The sequence below is a fragment of the Roseovarius sp. MBR-78 genome (genome assembly GCF_040547535.1).
Lineage (GTDB): Bacteria > Pseudomonadota > Alphaproteobacteria > Rhodobacterales > Rhodobacteraceae > Roseovarius.
Genome location: NZ_JBEPPX010000002.1, coordinates 184,906 through 201,155, shown reverse-complemented (window position 1 = coordinate 201,155; position 16,250 = coordinate 184,906). Strand labels below are relative to the sequence as shown.

The window sequence follows — 16,250 nt, the reverse complement described above, 5'->3', positions numbered from 1 at the left end:
GCGGGGGAAACCCCGCCCTAGCTATCCATCTTCAAGGCCGAGATGAACGCCTCTTGCGGAATCTCGACCTTGCCGAACTGGCGCATCTTCTTCTTGCCGGCCTTCTGCTTTTCCAACAGCTTCTTCTTGCGCGTCGCATCGCCGCCATAACACTTGGCGGTCACGTCCTTGCGCAACGCCGAGAGCGTCTCGCGGGCGATGACCTTGCCGCCGATGGCCGCCTGAATGGGGATCTTGAACATGTGGCGCGGGATCAGGTCCTTGAGCTTCTCGCACATGGCGCGGCCCCGCATCTCGGCGCGGTCGCGATGCACCATCATGGACAGCGCGTCCACCGGCTCGTCATTCACAAGCACCTGCATCTTCACCAGCTTGTCCTCGCGGTAGCCTTCTAGCTGATAGTCAAAGCTGGCATAGCCCTTGGTCACCGATTTCAGCCGGTCGTAGAAATCGAACACCACCTCGTTGAGTGGCAGATCATAAACAACCATCGCCCGCGCGCCAGCATAGGTCAGGTCCATCTGGATGCCGCGCCGGTCCTGACACAGCTTGAGCACGTCGCCAAGATAGTCGTCGGGCACCAGGATCGTGGCCTTGATGCGCGGCTCCTCGACGCGTTCGATCAGCGAGGGGTCGGGCATGTCGGCGGGGTTGTGCAGGTCGATGCGCGTTCCGTCGCGCATGTAGAGGTGATAGATCACCGACGGCGCGGTGGTGATCAGCTCGATATCATACTCGCGCTCGATCCGGTCGCGGATCACCTCGAGGTGCAAGAGCCCCAGGAACCCGCAGCGAAAGCCAAAGCCGAGCGCGGCAGAGCTTTCCATCTCGAAGCTGAACGAGGCATCGTTGAGGGCAAGCTTGTCGATGGCGTCGCGCAGATCCTCGAATTGCGACGAATCCACCGGGAAGAGGCCACAGAACACCACCGGCACCGAGGGTTTGAACCCCGGCAGCGCCTTGGCGCATTGGCGTTTTTCGTGGGTGATCGTGTCGCCCACCTTGGTGTCGCGCACCTGCTTGATCGAGGCGGTGATGAACCCGATCTCGCCCGGCCCCAATTCCTCGACCACGGTCATCGCCGGGCGGAACACGCCGATGCGTTCCACGTTATAGGTGGCCCCGGTCTGCAACATGCGGATGCGGTCGCCCTTCTTCATGACGCCGTCCATGATCCGCACCAGCACCACCACGCCGAGATAGAGATCGTATTTGCTGTCCACCAGCATCGCCTTCAGGGGCGCGTCGCGGTCGCCCTTGGGCGGCGGCAGATGGGCGATGACTGCCTCCAATGTCTCGCGGATCCCCTCGCCGGTCTTGGCCGAGACGGGGATCGCGCCGGAGGCGTCGATGCCGATCACCTCCTCGATCTGCTCTGCGGTGCGCACGATATCCGAGGCGGGCAGGTCGATCTTGTTGAGCACCGGCACAAGCTCGTGGCCCGCGTCGATGGCCTGATAGACATTGGCCAGCGTCTGCGCCTCGACCCCTTGGGTCGAATCCACCACCAGAAGCGAGCCCTCGACCGCGCGCATCGAGCGCGAGACCTCGTAGGCGAAATCCACATGCCCCGGCGTGTCGATGAGGTTGAGCACGTATTGCTGGCCGTCGAGCGCGCTATAGTCGATGCGTACGGTGTTGGCCTTGATGGTGATGCCGCGCTCGCGCTCGATATCCATCGAGTCGAGAAGCTGCTCCTTCATGTCCCGCTCGGCGACCGTATCCGTCATCTGGATCAGCCGGTCGGCAAGCGTGGATTTACCGTGGTCGATATGCGCCACGATGGAGAAATTGCGGATCTGGCTGAGCGGTGTCATGGCTTTGGCATATGGCGGGGAACGGGGGGTTGGTCAAGGTGGGACGGGTGTGGGGCCGCTTTACGATTGCGGGATGAGGAAACGCAAACTACGGTAGGGGGCCAGCCGGGAGAGCCAAGATGTTGCGGGAACGTGTCGGGGATTTCATTTGGGAGCACTATCAGTGTCACGAGTGGAAACACGCGAGCGCGATCCTGTCACAGGATTTTCCCGAGGAGTGGCGCGACATTTTGGACGTGCTGCGCGCCTTTCGCTTGCGGCGGTCGTGGATTGCCACCGGTGGCGGCAGCAAATCGAAGGTGTCAGGGTTCATCGACTCGTTTCTTTATGGGCGCGGCTGGTCGGAGAAGAAATTCGAGACAGGCGTGATGCTCGATGGACAACGGCTTGACTCGCCCACCCATCAGATCGACTGTTACCGCAACGGCGTGGCACTTGAGATCGAGTGGAACAACAAGGATCCGTTTTTCGACAGAGATCTTAACAACTTCCGCCTGCTCTTCGATCTGCGCGCGGTCAGCGTCGGGGTGATCATCACGCGCGCCGACGAATTGCAACGAATTTTCAAGGAAATCGGGCGAGGATCATCCTATGGTGCCTCGACCACCCACATGTCCAAGCTTCTGCCCAAGATCGAAGGGGGCGGCGCTGCGGGCTGTCCGCTTCTGGTCTTCGGGATCACAGCGGCACTTTACCAGGAGACTGACTGATGAGCGATGCGAACGCCGATTTTCTGACTTTCGCGGCGGGACGCAAGTTCCAGACGATCCTCGCCGATCCGCCCTGGCAGTTCCAGAACCGCACCGGCAAGATGGCTCCCGAGCACAAGCGCCTGTCGCGCTATCCCACGATGACGCTCGACGCGATCTGCGATCTGCCGGTCGAGGCGGCCGCGGGCGATCCGGCGCACCTTTATCTCTGGGTCCCAAATGCGCTTTTGCCCGACGGCCTGAAGGTGATGGAGCATTGGGGCTTCAAGTATAAGAGCAACATCATCTGGTACAAGACGCGCAAGGATGGCGGGCCGGACCGGCGCGGCGTGGGGTTCTATTTCCGCAATGTGACGGAAGTGCTCTTGTTCGGGGTGCGCGGCAAGAATGCGCGCACTCTGGCACCGGGGCGCTCGCAGGAGAATATCCTGTGCACGCAGAAACGTGAACACAGCCGCAAGCCCGACGAGCAGTATGACCTGATCGAGCGGTGCAGCTTCGGCGCACGGCTGGAGATGTTCGCCCGTGGCCCGCGTCCGGGCTGGGAGGTGTGGGGCAACCAGGCTGAGCATTACGAGCCGACCTGGGATACCTATGCCAACCATTCGCAGGCCAATGTGGTGCGGCTGCGCCGGTAGAGGGCCGCTGAGGGCCTCAGGGCGGGCTGCCAGACGGTGAACCCGGTTGCGCTGCCGCGCTCTCCCCGGCGGTCTCGACATACCATTCCTGCGCCGCCGCCAGCGCCACCGGCGAGCCGGTGGGCGACACGCCCACATAGGCCCCGGTCTCGTCCACCGGCACCGAGGGCCGCCGCGTCATCCGCCATGCCGCATAACCCGCGATGAGCGTGAACAGCGCCGCGAGAAACAGCCAGAACCCGTGCGGGCCCACGACCTCCATCAACTGGCCGGTGACCATCGGCCCGAAAATCGCCCCTATCCCGTAGACAAAGACCAGCCCGCCCGAGGCGGCGGCCATGTCCTCGACCTCCAGGAAATCGTTGGTATAGGCGATGAACAGCGAATAAAGCGGCGACGCCATGCCCCCCATGACAAGGCCCAGCACCAGCAGGGTCTTGAAATCGGAGCCGAGAAACGCGCCGATACCGGTGCTCACCGCGCCGATGACCGAGACACCGAGAATGAGCCAGCGCCGGTCCATCCGGTCCGACAGCCACCCGATCGGCATCTGACAGATCATCGACCCGATGAAAATCGACGCCACGAAACCGCTGATCTGGCCCACGCTCAGCCCGGCCCTCGCCCCGTAGACCGAGGCCATGCCGAACTGCGCCGCGAAAATCCCGCCAAGGATCAACATGCCGACGCTCGCGAGCGGCGAACTGCGGTAAAGCTGGCGCAGGGTCATCGGCTTGTCGGTCGCGAAGGCGGGCGTGGGCGAGGCCGATAGCAGGATCGGCGCAAAGCTGAGCGAGACGAGGATCGAGGGCACCACGAACAGCAAAAACCCCGCCGCATCGCCGAGATTCATCAGGCCCTGTGCCGCGATGATCCCCGAGGTCTGCGCGATCATGTAGGCCGACAGGATCTTGCCCCGCGTGGCGTTGGTCGCGGCGTTGTTGAGCCAGCTTTCGGCCGTCACGTAAACCCCCGACAGGCAGAACCCGAGCAGAACCCGGATCGCCGTCCAGCTATAGGGATCGGTCAGCACCGGAAACGCGATCAGCCCCGCTGAGATGAACGAGCCAAGCGCCGCGAAGACCCGCACATGCCCGACCCGGCGGATCATCTCGGGCGTCATCCGGCTGCCGATCAGAAAGCCCAGGAAATAGGCCGAGGTGATGATCGAGAGTTGCAGCGTGCCAAAGCCCTCGATGCCACCGCGCACCCCCATCAGCGTGGCCTGCATCCCGTTGCCGATCATCACCAGCATCATGCCCAGCAAAAGCGCCCAGACCGAGCCGAGAACCTTGAACATCGCGCGCGCCTCCTTTTGCCTGACGGCCCTTTTCCGGTGGTGCCGCTACACCGCGCATTTGGTGCGTCAAACCGGATTTGCCATCCCGTCCCCTCACCCCGGCCGGCGTGAATCTGCGGCGGGCCGAGGTGCGGGCTCTGGCACTTTGGGCACGGGGCGGTTACATGCGGGCAACAGCACACACAGGCGACAAAGGCAGTCCGGCACGATGGCACGTCACCTCATCACCTCCGCGATCCCCTATATCAACGGGATCAAGCATCTGGGCAACCTGGTGGGCAGCCAGCTTCCCGCCGATCTCTTTGCCCGCTACTGCCGCGCGCGCGGCCATGAGGTGCTGTTTCTCTGCGCCACCGACGAACACGGCACCCCCGCCGAACTGGCCGCCGCCAAGGCGGGGCAACCGGTGGCCGAATATTGCGCCGAGATGTGGCAGGTGCAAAAGCGGCTCTCGGATGGCTTTCGCCTCAGCTTTGATCATTTCGGGCGCTCCTCCAGCCCGCAGAACCACCGCCTGACCCAGCATTTCGCCAAGCGCCTGCATGAGCAGGGCCTGATCCGCGAAGTGTCGGAAACGCAGATGTATTCGCCCACCGACGGGCGCTATCTGCCCGACCGCTATATCGAGGGCACCTGCCCCAATTGCGGCTTCGAGTCCGCGCGCGGCGATCAATGCGACAACTGCACCAAGCAGCTTGACCCGGTCGACCTCATCAACCCCCGTTCGGTCATCTCGGGTGCGACCGATCTTGAGATGCGCGAGACCAAGCACCTTTACCTGTGCCAGTCACAGATGAAGGACGAGCTTGAGGCGTGGATCGACAGCAAGACCGATTGGCCGATCCTCACCACCTCGATTGCGAAAAAATGGCTGAACGATGGCGAAGGCCTGCAGGATCGCGGCATCACCCGTGATCTGGATTGGGGCATCCCGGTGCGGCGCGGCGACGAGGATTGGCCGGGGATGGCGGGCAAGGTGTTCTACGTCTGGTTCGATGCCCCCATCGAATATATCGCCTGCGCGCAGGAATGGGTCGATGCGGGCAAGGGCACGGATTGGGAACGCTGGTGGCGCACCGACAAGGGCGCCGATGATGTCCGCTATACGCAGTTCATGGGCAAGGATAACGTGCCCTTTCACACGCTCGGCTTTCCCGCCACGATCCTTGGATCGCGAGAGCCGTGGAAGCTGGTCGATTACATCAAATCGTTCAATTACCTGAATTATGACGGTGGCCAGTTCAGCACCTCGCGCGGGCGCGGCGTGTTCATGGATCAGGCGCTTGACATTCTGCCCGCCGATTACTGGCGCTGGTGGCTCTTGAGCCACGCGCCCGAAAGCTCGGATTCCGAGTTCACATGGGAGAATTTTCAGGCCAGCGTGAACAAGGATCTGGCGGATGTTCTGGGCAATTTCGTCTCTCGCGTGACCAAGTTCTGCCGCTCGAAATTCGGCGAGGCGGTGCCCGAGGGCGGATCATATGGCCCACAGGAAGAGGCGCTGATCGCCCGCCTGAGCACCCGCATCCGCGAGTATGAGGCGCATATGGAGGCGATGGAGGTGCGCAAATCCGCCGCCGCGCTGCGCGCCATCTGGGTCGAGGGCAACGAATACCTGCAAGAGGCGGCGCCGTGGTCCACCTTCAAAGCCGACCCCGAGCAAGCCGCGATGCAAATCCGCCTCGCGCTCAACCTCATCCGCCTCTACGCGGTGCTGTCTGCCCCCTTCATCCCCGACGCGGCGCAGGCGATGGTGACGGCGATGCAGACCGGCGATGATGGCTGGCCAGACGATGTGCCCGCCGCGCTCGATGTGCTGAAACCGGGGCACGCCTTCACCACGCCCGAGGTGCTCTTCTCCAAGATCACCGACGAGGCGCGCGAGGATTGGCAGACGCGGTTCGCGGGCCAGCGGACCTAGCGTTCGACACCGGACACGAAGAGCCCGATGCTGCACGGGGGACGTTTCTGGCCTGACGCGGACGTTGAAGTATTACCCCGCGCGGAACAAGGCGCGCTTGCGCGCCGCCGCGCGAGCGCCCGTCCGCCCCCTCGGGCGGGCGCTTTTGCAACGCTGCAACCCTCACAAGCGTTCAAGTATTTTGCCCCATAAAGCGCATTCCACAGAGGTTGCAGCGCCCACCCGGCGGACGGGCACCCGCGCGGCTCATCGCATCATATCGAATGGCGGCTGAAGGCCCCTCACGACGCCTACCGCACCGCATTGCGCAACATGGCAGGCCGGAGCATCATTGGGCAACATCTGTGAGATGTCGAACACTCGCGGCGAGGCAGCGGCCTTTTCAAGGGCCATTGCCCTCACCGGTGCGATCCCGGCTGCGCCCGGTCAGCCGTCCGATCAGGAACGAGGTGCGCGGCGACCAGATATAGCTGGTGCGCGTCTCGGCGGCAGGCCGCATCCGCATCCGTATGAGGCCGAATACCACGAGCAGGCCGTGGCCCATCGCGATCATGTAGAACATCGCGGGCGGGCCATAGGCCTCGATCAGCGTCGAGGCCATGAGCGGCGCCGCCATCGCCCCCACGGCAAAGAAGAACATCAGCGCCGCCGATAGCTCAACCCGCTCATGCGCCTCGGCGAAATCATGGGCATGGGCCGCCGAGGTCGAGTAGATCGGAAAGGTGGTCATGCCGAAGAAGAACGCCGTGGCGAGGATACCGGGGGTGCCCAGCCCCTCGATGGTGGCGGTCGACAGGCACGACAGGATCGCCGCGAGCGACAGGCCGATGAGCACCCAGCGGCGGTCATAGCGGTCCGCCAGCCAGCCCACCGGGTATTGCGCCACCGCCCCGCCGAGGACGAAAACCGCCAGGAACCCGGCGATCTGGTCGATGGCGAGGCCGACCTGCTGGCCATAAAGCGGCCCGACCATGCGGAACGAGGCCGATGAGAGCGCCGCCACCAGCACGCCCGCCGTGGCCAGCGGCGAGCAGGCAATGAGCAGCATCGGGCGCAGGCGCGGGGCTTCGGGCGTCTCGGGCTCGCGCAGACGCGACAGGGTGAGCGGCAAAAGCGCCGCGCAACACAGCATGGCCAGCAGGTTGTAGGAGACATAGGCCGCTGGGGACAAAACCGAAATCAGCAATTGCGCGGCTAGCGACGCGCCCATGTCCACCACCCGGTAGACGCCCATCGTGCGGCCGCGCGTCTCGTTGGTGACCTTGGCCTGCAACCATGCCTCGATCACCGTGTAGCACCCCGCCACACACAGCCCCGACGCCACTCGCATCAGCGCCCAAGCATAGGGGTCGGTGACCATCATATGCGCCAGAAGCCCGATGGCCCCGGCGGCGGTAAAGGCGGCAAAGGCGCGCGAATGGCCGATACTGCCCATGAGGCGCGGTGCGAACCAGCACCCGATGAAAAACCCCACGAAATGCGCCGATCCGAGCAGGCCGATCTCGGCGGTGGAAAACCCCAGCGTGAGGCCCGAAAGCGCATCGAGCGGCCCGACGCCGCCGGTCGAGAGTTGCAACAGCACGACCGACAGGAAGAGAGCGGCGAAGGAAATGATGAGGCGCATGATGCCCAGCATCGCAGGCGCACCCCGCAAGGCCCGCGCGTTTTCGACATGCCGGTGTCGGTTTCGGGTCCGGCGCGGATATCTTGCCCCGGTCCCCCTGCTTTCCAGTCCGGGCGTGTCGCCCTTCCCACCCGGCGCATGGGCGAGGATGGCGCGGGGCTGGTCATCGCGGCGCTGATGTGGTCCCTGTTGTGGATATGCGAGAAGGAGGATGGATATGATGCAAGTGAACCCCGAGAGATTTCTGGCCGATCTGCACCGGCTGCGCGCATTCGGCGCGGCGGGGGTGGGGCGCGGCGTGGTGCGCCCGGCGTTTTCCGAGGCCGATCTGGCGGCGCGCACGTGGCTCGCGGGCGAGATGCGGGCGGCGGGGCTGGCGGTGCATGTCGATCCGGTGGGCAATCTCTTTGGCCTGGCCGAGGGCCGCTCGATCCTTCTGGGCAGCCATACCGACAGCCAGCCCGAGGGCGGCTGGCTCGATGGCGCGCTGGGCGTGATCGCGGCGCTGGAGATCGCGCGGGCGGCGCAGGACGCGGGCGGGCCGCCGGTCTCGGTGGTGTCGTTCCAGGACGAGGAGGGGCGCTTTGGCGTCACCACCGGAAGCGCGATCTGGGCGGGGATGCTGGCGCTCGACGATGCCGACCGGCAGACCGACCGCGACGGCGTGAGCTTTGCCGAAGCGCGGGCGGCGATCGCCGGGGAGGCGGGGGAGTTCGTCGATCCGGGGCAATTCTCGGGCTTCATCGAGATGCATATCGAGCAGGGACCGTGGCTATATGAGGCGGGCGAGGCGGTGGGGGTGGTCACCGATATCGTCGGTATCCGCGACATGCGCATCACGCTGGAGGGCGAGCAGAACCACGCCGGCACTACGCCGATGCACCGCCGCCGCGACGCGTTCCAGGGGCTGGCTCGGTTCAACGCGTTGCTCAACGAGCGGCTGGCGGGGGTGGTCACGCCGCAGACGGTGTGGACCATCGGCCATGTGCGGTTGCACCCGGACGCGCATTCCATCGTGCCGGGCCGGGCCACGTTCTCGATGCAATGGCGCGATGGCGACGCGGGCAGGCTGGCCCGGATGGAGGAGATCATCCGCGACACCGCGGCCGAGGTGGCGCGCGAGATGGGGTTGGGGCTGAGTTTCGGCGATCTTCTGGGGCTGGAGCCGATGCCCACCGATGCGCGGCTGCGCGAGGCGCTGTGCGGGGCCGCCGAGGCGGTGGCGCCGGGGCGCTGGCGGCAGATGCCATCGGGCGCGCTGCATGACGCCACCAACGTGGCGCGGCTGATGCCCTCGGCGATGCTGTTTGTCCCCTCGATCGACGGGATCAGCCACGCATTCGCCGAGGATACCGCCGAGGCGGATCTTGTGGTGGGGCTGGAGGTGCTGGCGGGGGCGGTGGCGCGGCTGGGGTGAGGCAGATCAAGCCTTTTGCGCGACTTGCATTGATCTGGATCATGGGCGGCGCGCCCTTGCTGTCTTTTTACTTTGGCAGGGAAGAGGATCATGGGTCAGACAGAGGAGGCTGCCGGACATGTGGTATGAATTGCAGAACGGGTCGATTTCCAACCGTCAGCGGCTTGCCATGCAGAAGCGCCCGCCGGGGGCGCTGTGTGAGTCGCGGCTAATGGATCGGTGCACCGGGTGCGGGGATTGCGTGGAGGTATGCCCGAAGCAGATCATAGGCCTCGATGACGCGCGTTTGCCGGTGGTGATCGCGATGGAGACCTGCGGGCAGTGCGGGCTTTGCGCGGATGTCTGCACCCACGGGGCGATCAATCTGACACTGGAAACACGGCTCGGGCTGAAGCGCATCATGAAAGAGGATACGCCGGTGGTCAGCCTGCGCTGAGGCCTTGTGCTTGCCGGGCCGTCGTCGTCGGGCGTGACCGGGCGATCTCGTGCGGCTGGAGATCCTCGGCTCAGGCCCGAGGATGACAGCGGCATGTCAGCCCCAAGCCACATCCCCCAGAAAAATATATCCCGCGCCGTAGATCGTCTTGATGAGGCGGGGGTTTTTCGGGTCTTCGCGCAGCTTGGTGCGCAGGCGCGAGATGCGCACGTCCATCGCCCGGTCAAAGCTTTCGCCCGCCGCGCCGCCGAGTGCCTCCTGCATCGCTTGCCGCGAGATGAGCCGCTTGGGGCGTTCAAGAAACAGCCGCAGCACCTCGCCCTCGGCATGGGAAAAGGGCGTCTCTGACCCGGTCTCGTCCTCCAGAACATAGCGATCAAAATGCGCCACCCAGCCGCCAAAGCGCGCCACCTCGCCGGTGGCGGGCGCGGGCGTGCCCCGGCGCAGGCGGGCGCGGATGCGCGCCACCACCTCGGCGGGGTCAAACGGCTTGATGATGTAGTCATCCGCGCCCAGCTCCAGCCCGGTCACCCGGTCCTGCACCTGCGCGCGCCCCGATATGATGATGACGGTCGCGCCCTGTTCCAGCGCCAGCCGGTGCACAAGGCTGAGCCCGTCGCGGTCGGGCAGCGACAGGTCGACCAGGCAGACATCGGGATTGGTGCGGCGCAGCGCGGCCTCGAACTCGGTCGCGCGGCCAAAGGCCATGGTGCGAAATCCGGCCTCTTCCAGCGCCTCGGCGAGCATGGTGCGGATCGCGGGTTCGTCGTCGAGGATGGTCACGAGCGGGACGGGGGTCATCGGCGGTCTCCGGTGGACAGGGCGGCGTCAAGCTGTGCGGCGGTAAAGGGTTTGCGCAGCACCGGGGCGACGCGGGCGGCGGCGCGGTGAAGCGGGTCTTCGGGCGGCAGCGAGGTCATCAGCACCAGCGGGCAGGCGGCGGGGCGCGGCAGGGCGGCAAGGTCAATGCCGGTGCGCGCGCCCTCGAGCACGATATCAGACAGGATGGCGGATATCTCGGGCAAGTCGCCCAGGATTTCGGCGGCCTCGTCCACGCCTGCGGCCTCGATCACGCTATGGCCCGCGGCGCGCAGCATGTCGCGCAGCGCCGAGCGCAGGTCGGGGCTGTCCTCGACCAGCAGCACTAGGCCGGGGGGGCGCGCATCGCCCGCAGGCCGCAGCGGCAGGCGCAGCGTGACGCGCCCGCCCGTGTCGGTATTGCCCAGCGTGATGCGCCCGCCCGCGAGCTTGGTCATGTCATAGACCATCGCGAGGCCAAGGCCCGAGCCCTCGCCGCCCTTGGTGGTGAAGAACGGATCGAGCGCGTGTTCGAGCGCCTGCGCCGAGAAGCCGGGGCCGGTATCGCTCACCGTGAATTCGATCCATGTTTCCTGCACCGGGCGCACGGTGAGCGTGATCCGGCCGTGATGCGCGCAGGCGTCGCGGGCATTGAGAACGAGGTTGAGCAGCGAATCCTGCAACATGCCGGTATCGAGCAGGATGCGCCCGCAGGGGGCGGACTCGATATGCAGCGCCACGCCCGAGGGCAGGGCCGAGCGCGCCAGCGTGTCGAGATCGGCGAGGAAGGCGGCAAGGTCGGTGGGCACCGGCTCGTGCCCGCGCGGGCCGGTCATGTCGGCGATGCGGCCCAGAAGCCCGCCGCCGCGCCGCGCTGCCGCAAGGGTGGCGTCAATCAGTTCGCGCGCCTCCGCAGGCAGGCCCATGCGCGCAAGGCGCGACTGCATCCCCAGAATGATCGTCAGCAGGTTAGAGAAATCATGCGCCAATCCGGAGGTCAGTTGCGCCGCCATCTCGCGCCGCCGGGTCTGTTGCAGGGCGGCGCGGGTCTGGCTTTCCTCGGTGATGTCCATCGACAGGATATAGACGCCGCCCGAGATCGGATCGGGCGTCAGCGCCACGCGCACGCGGCGCGAGCTTGGCGCATGGGTGAATTCGAAAACCGACGCCTGCCCGGCATAGGCGCGGCCAAGTTCGGGGTCGAGCACGGCCCATGTTTCGGGGCCAAGCACCTCGGCTGCGTGCACCCCGATGAGATCGGCGCGCGATCCGGGCATGATCGAGGTCAGCCGCCGGTTGGAATAGGTATAGCGGCGGTCAGGCCCGATATGGGCGATATGGGCGGGCATCATTTCGGCGGTCAGCCGCGTGCGCGCCTCGGCCTCGGTGATCTGGCGCTTGGCCTCTTCCAGCGCGGTGATGGTGGCCTGCAACTCGCGGTTGGCGGTGGCGAGATCCTCGGAATAGGTCAGGATCTGGTCCGAGAGTTCCTCGGAGCGGGCGCGCAACAGCGCCTCCTGGCGTTTGGCGGGCGTGATGTCGGTATAGACGGTGACCCAGCCGCCTTGCGGCAGGGGCGTGCCCTCGACGGAAATGGTGCGGCCATTGGCGCGGGTGCGCTCCATGTAATGCGGCTTAAACGCGCGGGCGATCTCGACGCGGCTGGCCACGAAATCCTCGACATCGCCGACATCGCCGTAATCCCCGCGCTGCGCGAGAAAGCGGATCGTGTCGGCGAAATCCGCCCCCGGCGTCACCAGCGCGTCGGGCAGGGCGAACATTTCCTGAAAGCGGCGGTTGCACACGGCAAGGCGCAAGCCGCGATCATAGATGGTGAGCGCCTGCTGAATGAGGTTCAGCCCGGCCATCGTCATGGCGTCATGGTCTGTGTGCATGGGGGTCATTCCCGGTCCCTTCTCAGTCTTGGCTAACACCGAAGCCGGGGGTGTCGTGATTGGCTTGGTTGGGACTTCGACGTTTTGGGAGGGGCCGCGCGGGTGCCCGCCCGAGGGGGCGGACGGGCGCTCGCGCGACGGCGCGCCATGGCGCGCCTTGATTCCGCGCGGGGGAAAAGGGGCGAATATCGGTTCAAGGCCTTGAGCGTTCTCCCGCACAACGCCGGATACGTTGTGTCATGTGACAAACGCTAGCACCGAAGCCGGGGGGCGCAAAGGCCGTTCCCGCGCCGCTTACAATTCGTAAGAATTGCGACACGTTCAGGAAAAAGTTGACCGTCAGCAATAAACGCGCACCTTTGAGGCGGTAAGAATCGCGCCCCCAAGGGGCGCGGCCCGTGTGGAGGATGCGGGCATGAGGGAGGAGATAGACTTGGCACAGCCGTCACAACCGACGGATGGAGCGCGCTCCATTCCGGCGCTATTGCAACGCAACGCCACGATGTTTGCGGGGCGGCACGCCTACCGCGAAAAGGAATACGGCATCTGGCAGGCCTGGACCTGGGCCGAGACCGAGGCCGAGATCGAGGCGCTGGCGCTGGGCCTGCTGAACCTTGGTGTGAACGAGGGCGATTTCGTCGCCGTCATCGGGCGCAACCGGCCGTATTTCTACTGGGCGATGGTCGCCGCGCAATCAGTGGGGGCAATCCCGGTGCCGCTCTACCAGGATGCCGCCGCCCCCGAGATGGCCTATGTGATGGAGCATTGCGGCGCGCGCTTTGCCATCGTCGAGGACCAGGAGCAGGTCGACAAGCTGATCGAGGTGCAGGAAGAGCTGCACCAGCTTGAGCATATCATCTATGTCGATCCGCGCGGCTTGCGCAAATACGACCACCACAAGCTCCACCGCTTTATCGACATTCAGGAGCAGGGGCGCGCGGCCTATTACGAATTCATCGAGGATCTGAAGGCGCGGCGCGAAAAGCTCGATTATGACAGCGTTTGCGTGATGCTTTATACCTCGGGCACCACCGGCAAGCCCAAGGGCGTGGTGCTTTCGAACCGCAACATCATCGAGGCGTCGCGCTCGTCGTCGGATTTCGACAAGCTGACGGTGAAAGAGGAGGTGCTCGCCTATCTGCCGATGGCCTGGGTGGGCGATTTCATCTTTTCCATCGGGCAGGCCTATTGGTGCGGCTTTTGCGTCAACTGCCCTGAAAGCGCCGAGACGATGCAGACCGACCTGCGCGAGATCGGGCCGACCTATTACTTTGCCCCGCCGCGCGTGTTCGAGACGCAGCTCACCAACGTGATGATCCGCATGGAGGATGCGGGCCGTTTCAAGAAATGGCTGTTCGATCATTTCATGGAGGTGGCCCGCCGCGTCGGCCCCTCGATCCTGGATGGCAAGCCGGTGGGTGGCATGGACCGGCTGCGCTATGGCCTTGGCAACATGCTTGTCTACGGGCCGCTCAAGGACACGCTCGGCCTTGGCCGGGTGCGGGTGGGATATACGGCAGGCGAGGCGATCGGGCCGGAAATCTTTGATTTCTACCGCTCGCTCGGCATCAACCTCAAACAGCTTTACGGCCAGACCGAGGCATCGGTGTTCATCACGCTGCAACCCGATGGCGAGGTGCGCAGCGATACCGTGGGCGTGCCCGCGCCCGGCGTCGAGGTGCGCATCGGCGACAATGGCGAGGTGTTCTACCGCAGCCCCGGCACGTTCGAGTATTACTACAAGAACGCCGACAGCACCGCCTCGACCAAGGATGCCGAAGGCTGGGTCGCCACCGGCGACGCGGGCTTCTTCGAGGAGGGATCGGGGCATCTGCGGATCATCGACCGCGCCAAGGATGTGGGCCGCATGATCGATGGCAAGCTCTTTGCCCCGAAATACGTGGAAAACAAGCTCAAGTTCTTCCCCAACATCCTTGAGGCGGTGGTGTTCGGTCACGAGCGCGATCAATGCACGGCCTTCATCAATATCGACCTGACGGCGGTGGGCAACTGGGCCGAGCGCAACAATATCGGCTATGCCTCCTATCAGGAGTTGGCGGGGCATCCTCAGGTGCTGGAAACGATCCGGGGCCATGTCGAGGAGGTCAACCGCTCGCTCGCCGATGATCCGATGCTGAGCCACTGCCAGGTGCATCGCTTCCTTGTGCTGCACAAGGAGCTTGACGCCGATGACGGCGAGATGACGCGCACGCGCAAGGTGCGGCGTAACGTGATCTCGGAGAAATTCGGCGATCTGGTGACGGCGCTTTACGATGGCTCTGACGAGATATTCACCACCACCGAGGTGACCTATGAGGATGGCCGCAAGGGCGCGATTTCGGCAACGCTGAAAATCGTGGACGCGCAGGTCGCGGTGGAGCAGGCAGAGAAGGTGGCGGCGCAATGAACGATATGAGCACCGAAGGCTATACCACCGAGGACGGCCGCAAGATTGGCGGCGTGGTGATGGAGATGCGCAATATCACCCTGCGTTTCGGCGGGGTGGTGGCGATCCAGGATATCTCGTTCGATATCCGCGAGGGCGAGATCCGCGCGATCATCGGGCCCAATGGTGCCGGCAAGTCCTCGATGCTCAACGTCATCTCGGGCTTTTACAATCCGCAGGAGGGCGAGGTGTGGTATAAGGGCCAGAAGCGGCCGCCGATGAAGCCCTATCAGGTGGCGCAGCAGGGCATCGCGCGCACGTTCCAGAATATCGCGCTCTTCGAGGGGATGAGCGTGCTCGACAACGTCATGACGGGCCGCATCCGGCAGATGAAAAGCGGGCTTCTGGCGCAGGCGCTCTGGAAGGGCCGCGCCGAGCGCGAAGAGGTCGAGAACCGCGAGGCGGTGGAGAAGGTCATCGACTTTCTCGAAATCCAGCACATCCGCAAGACGCCGGTGGGCCGTCTGCCTTATGGTCTCAAGAAGCGGGTGGAGCTTGCCCGCGCGCTGGCCGCCGAGCCGTCGATCCTTTTGCTCGATGAGCCGATGGCCGGCATGAATGTCGAGGAGAAAGAGGACATGAGCCGCTTCATCCTCGATGTGAACGACGAGTTCGGCACCACGATTGCCCTTATCGAGCATGACATGGGCGTGGTGATGGACCTTTCCGACCGGGTCGTGGTGATGGATTACGGCAAGAAGATCGGCGACGGCACCCCTGACGAGGTGCGCAGCAACCAGGCGGTGATCGACGCCTATCTGGGGGTGGCGCATGATTGATTTCGCCGCGCGAAATCACCCCGGACGCGATCCGGGGTCTCTGGCCCTAGCTGCGGCGGCGCTGGCGATGTTGCTGCCCGCCGCCGCCCATGCCGGGGCCTGGGCGGATTTCGAGACGCGCTGCCTGTCGGCGCTGGAGAGCCAGGTGCCGCCGGTGGTGGCGGGCTTGGGCCAGGGTGTACGCGACGGCGACGAGACGCGCTATGCGCTGGCCGAAGGGCGCAGCCTGATCGTCGGGCACGCGCCCGAGGATGGCCGTATTTCCTGCGCGGTGCATGATCCGGCGGGTATGGATGCGCCGGAGTTTGAGGCATGGATCGCGCAGGCCGTGGCTGCTGCGCGCTATGTGGCGGTGGCCGAGGGCCGCTGGCACAGCCACCTGTGGATCGAGCCGGTGCTCGAAGTGCAGAAAACCGAAGCGGACGGGGCGCTGACCCTGCGGATCGTGGAGACGAACCTTGAAGCCTGA

The 16,250-nt window shown here is 65.0% G+C and carries 13 protein-coding genes; 8 read left to right on the top strand and 5 right to left on the bottom strand.

Annotation, left to right across the window (positions count from 1 at the left end; translation table 11 throughout):
* Positions 1-17 precede the first annotated feature (17 nt).
* Entirely contained in the window at positions 18-1,817 is a 1,800-nt protein-coding gene (gene lepA / locus ABIE58_RS02575; protein ID WP_354543113.1) for a translation elongation factor 4, read from the bottom strand.
* A 119-nt stretch (positions 1,818-1,936) separates the two neighbouring features.
* Between lepA and ABIE58_RS02570 the strand changes: the two genes are divergently transcribed.
* Both ABIE58_RS02570 and ABIE58_RS02565 read left to right on the top strand, forming a co-directional pair.
* A complete protein-coding gene (locus ABIE58_RS02570; protein ID WP_354543112.1) occupies positions 1,937-2,527 on the top strand; it encodes a BglII/BstYI family type II restriction endonuclease in 591 nt (196 codons plus the stop codon).
* Positions 2,527-3,165, top strand: coding sequence for an MT-A70 family methyltransferase (locus tag ABIE58_RS02565; RefSeq protein ID WP_354543111.1), 639 nt, complete (start codon positions 2,527-2,529; stop codon positions 3,163-3,165). The genes ABIE58_RS02570 and ABIE58_RS02565 overlap by 1 nt, the downstream gene beginning before the upstream one ends.
* Positions 3,166-3,181: 16 nt before the next feature.
* On the opposite strand, the gene ABIE58_RS02560 is transcribed toward ABIE58_RS02565, so the two are convergent.
* A complete protein-coding gene (locus ABIE58_RS02560) occupies positions 3,182-4,465 on the bottom strand; it encodes an MFS transporter (protein WP_354543110.1) in 1,284 nt (427 codons plus the stop codon).
* A gap of 208 nt (positions 4,466-4,673) precedes the next feature.
* Between ABIE58_RS02560 and metG the strand changes: the two genes are divergently transcribed.
* Positions 4,674-6,386 carry a methionine--tRNA ligase gene (gene metG, locus ABIE58_RS02555; RefSeq protein ID WP_354543109.1) on the top strand — a complete coding sequence of 571 codons (1,713 nt, stop codon included), beginning with the start codon at positions 4,674-4,676 and terminating at the stop codon, positions 6,384-6,386.
* A gap of 382 nt (positions 6,387-6,768) precedes the next feature.
* On the opposite strand, the gene ABIE58_RS02550 is transcribed toward metG, so the two are convergent.
* A complete protein-coding gene (locus ABIE58_RS02550; protein WP_354543194.1) occupies positions 6,769-8,010 on the bottom strand; it encodes an MFS transporter in 1,242 nt (413 codons plus the stop codon).
* A 217-nt stretch (positions 8,011-8,227) separates the two neighbouring features.
* Between ABIE58_RS02550 and ABIE58_RS02545 the strand changes: the two genes are divergently transcribed.
* Positions 8,228-9,427, top strand: a complete 1,200-nt coding sequence (locus tag ABIE58_RS02545) for a hydantoinase/carbamoylase family amidase (protein WP_354543108.1) — start codon at positions 8,228-8,230, stop codon at positions 9,425-9,427.
* Positions 9,428-9,545: 118 nt separating this feature from the next.
* Positions 9,546-9,863: a 4Fe-4S binding protein gene (locus ABIE58_RS02540; protein ID WP_354543107.1), complete on the top strand. Its 318-nt coding sequence runs from the start codon at positions 9,546-9,548 to the stop codon at positions 9,861-9,863.
* Positions 9,864-9,959: 96 nt separating this feature from the next.
* On the opposite strand, the gene ABIE58_RS02535 is transcribed toward ABIE58_RS02540, so the two are convergent.
* Complete coding sequence (locus tag ABIE58_RS02535) at positions 9,960-10,664, bottom strand: response regulator transcription factor (protein ID WP_354543106.1); 705 nt, start codon at positions 10,662-10,664, stop codon at positions 9,960-9,962.
* Entirely contained in the window at positions 10,661-12,565 is a 1,905-nt protein-coding gene (locus ABIE58_RS02530; protein WP_354543105.1) for a hybrid sensor histidine kinase/response regulator, read from the bottom strand. Before ABIE58_RS02530 ends, ABIE58_RS02535 begins: the two co-directional genes overlap by 4 nt.
* Positions 12,566-12,971: 406 nt before the next feature.
* On the opposite strand from ABIE58_RS02530, the gene ABIE58_RS02525 reads away from it, so the two are divergent.
* From ABIE58_RS02525 to ABIE58_RS02515, 3 genes are read left to right on the top strand one after another with little or no spacing between them, the layout of a single operon-like run.
* A complete protein-coding gene (locus tag ABIE58_RS02525; protein WP_354543104.1) occupies positions 12,972-14,963 on the top strand; it encodes an AMP-binding protein in 1,992 nt (663 codons plus the stop codon).
* The gene (locus ABIE58_RS02520) at positions 14,960-15,781 is read left to right on the top strand and encodes an ABC transporter ATP-binding protein (RefSeq protein WP_354543103.1); all 822 of its coding nucleotides are present in this window, start codon (positions 14,960-14,962) and stop codon (positions 15,779-15,781) included. The genes ABIE58_RS02525 and ABIE58_RS02520 overlap by 4 nt, the downstream gene beginning before the upstream one ends.
* Positions 15,774-16,250: a hypothetical protein gene (locus ABIE58_RS02515; RefSeq protein ID WP_354543102.1), complete on the top strand. Its 477-nt coding sequence runs from the start codon at positions 15,774-15,776 to the stop codon at positions 16,248-16,250. Before ABIE58_RS02520 ends, ABIE58_RS02515 begins: the two co-directional genes overlap by 8 nt.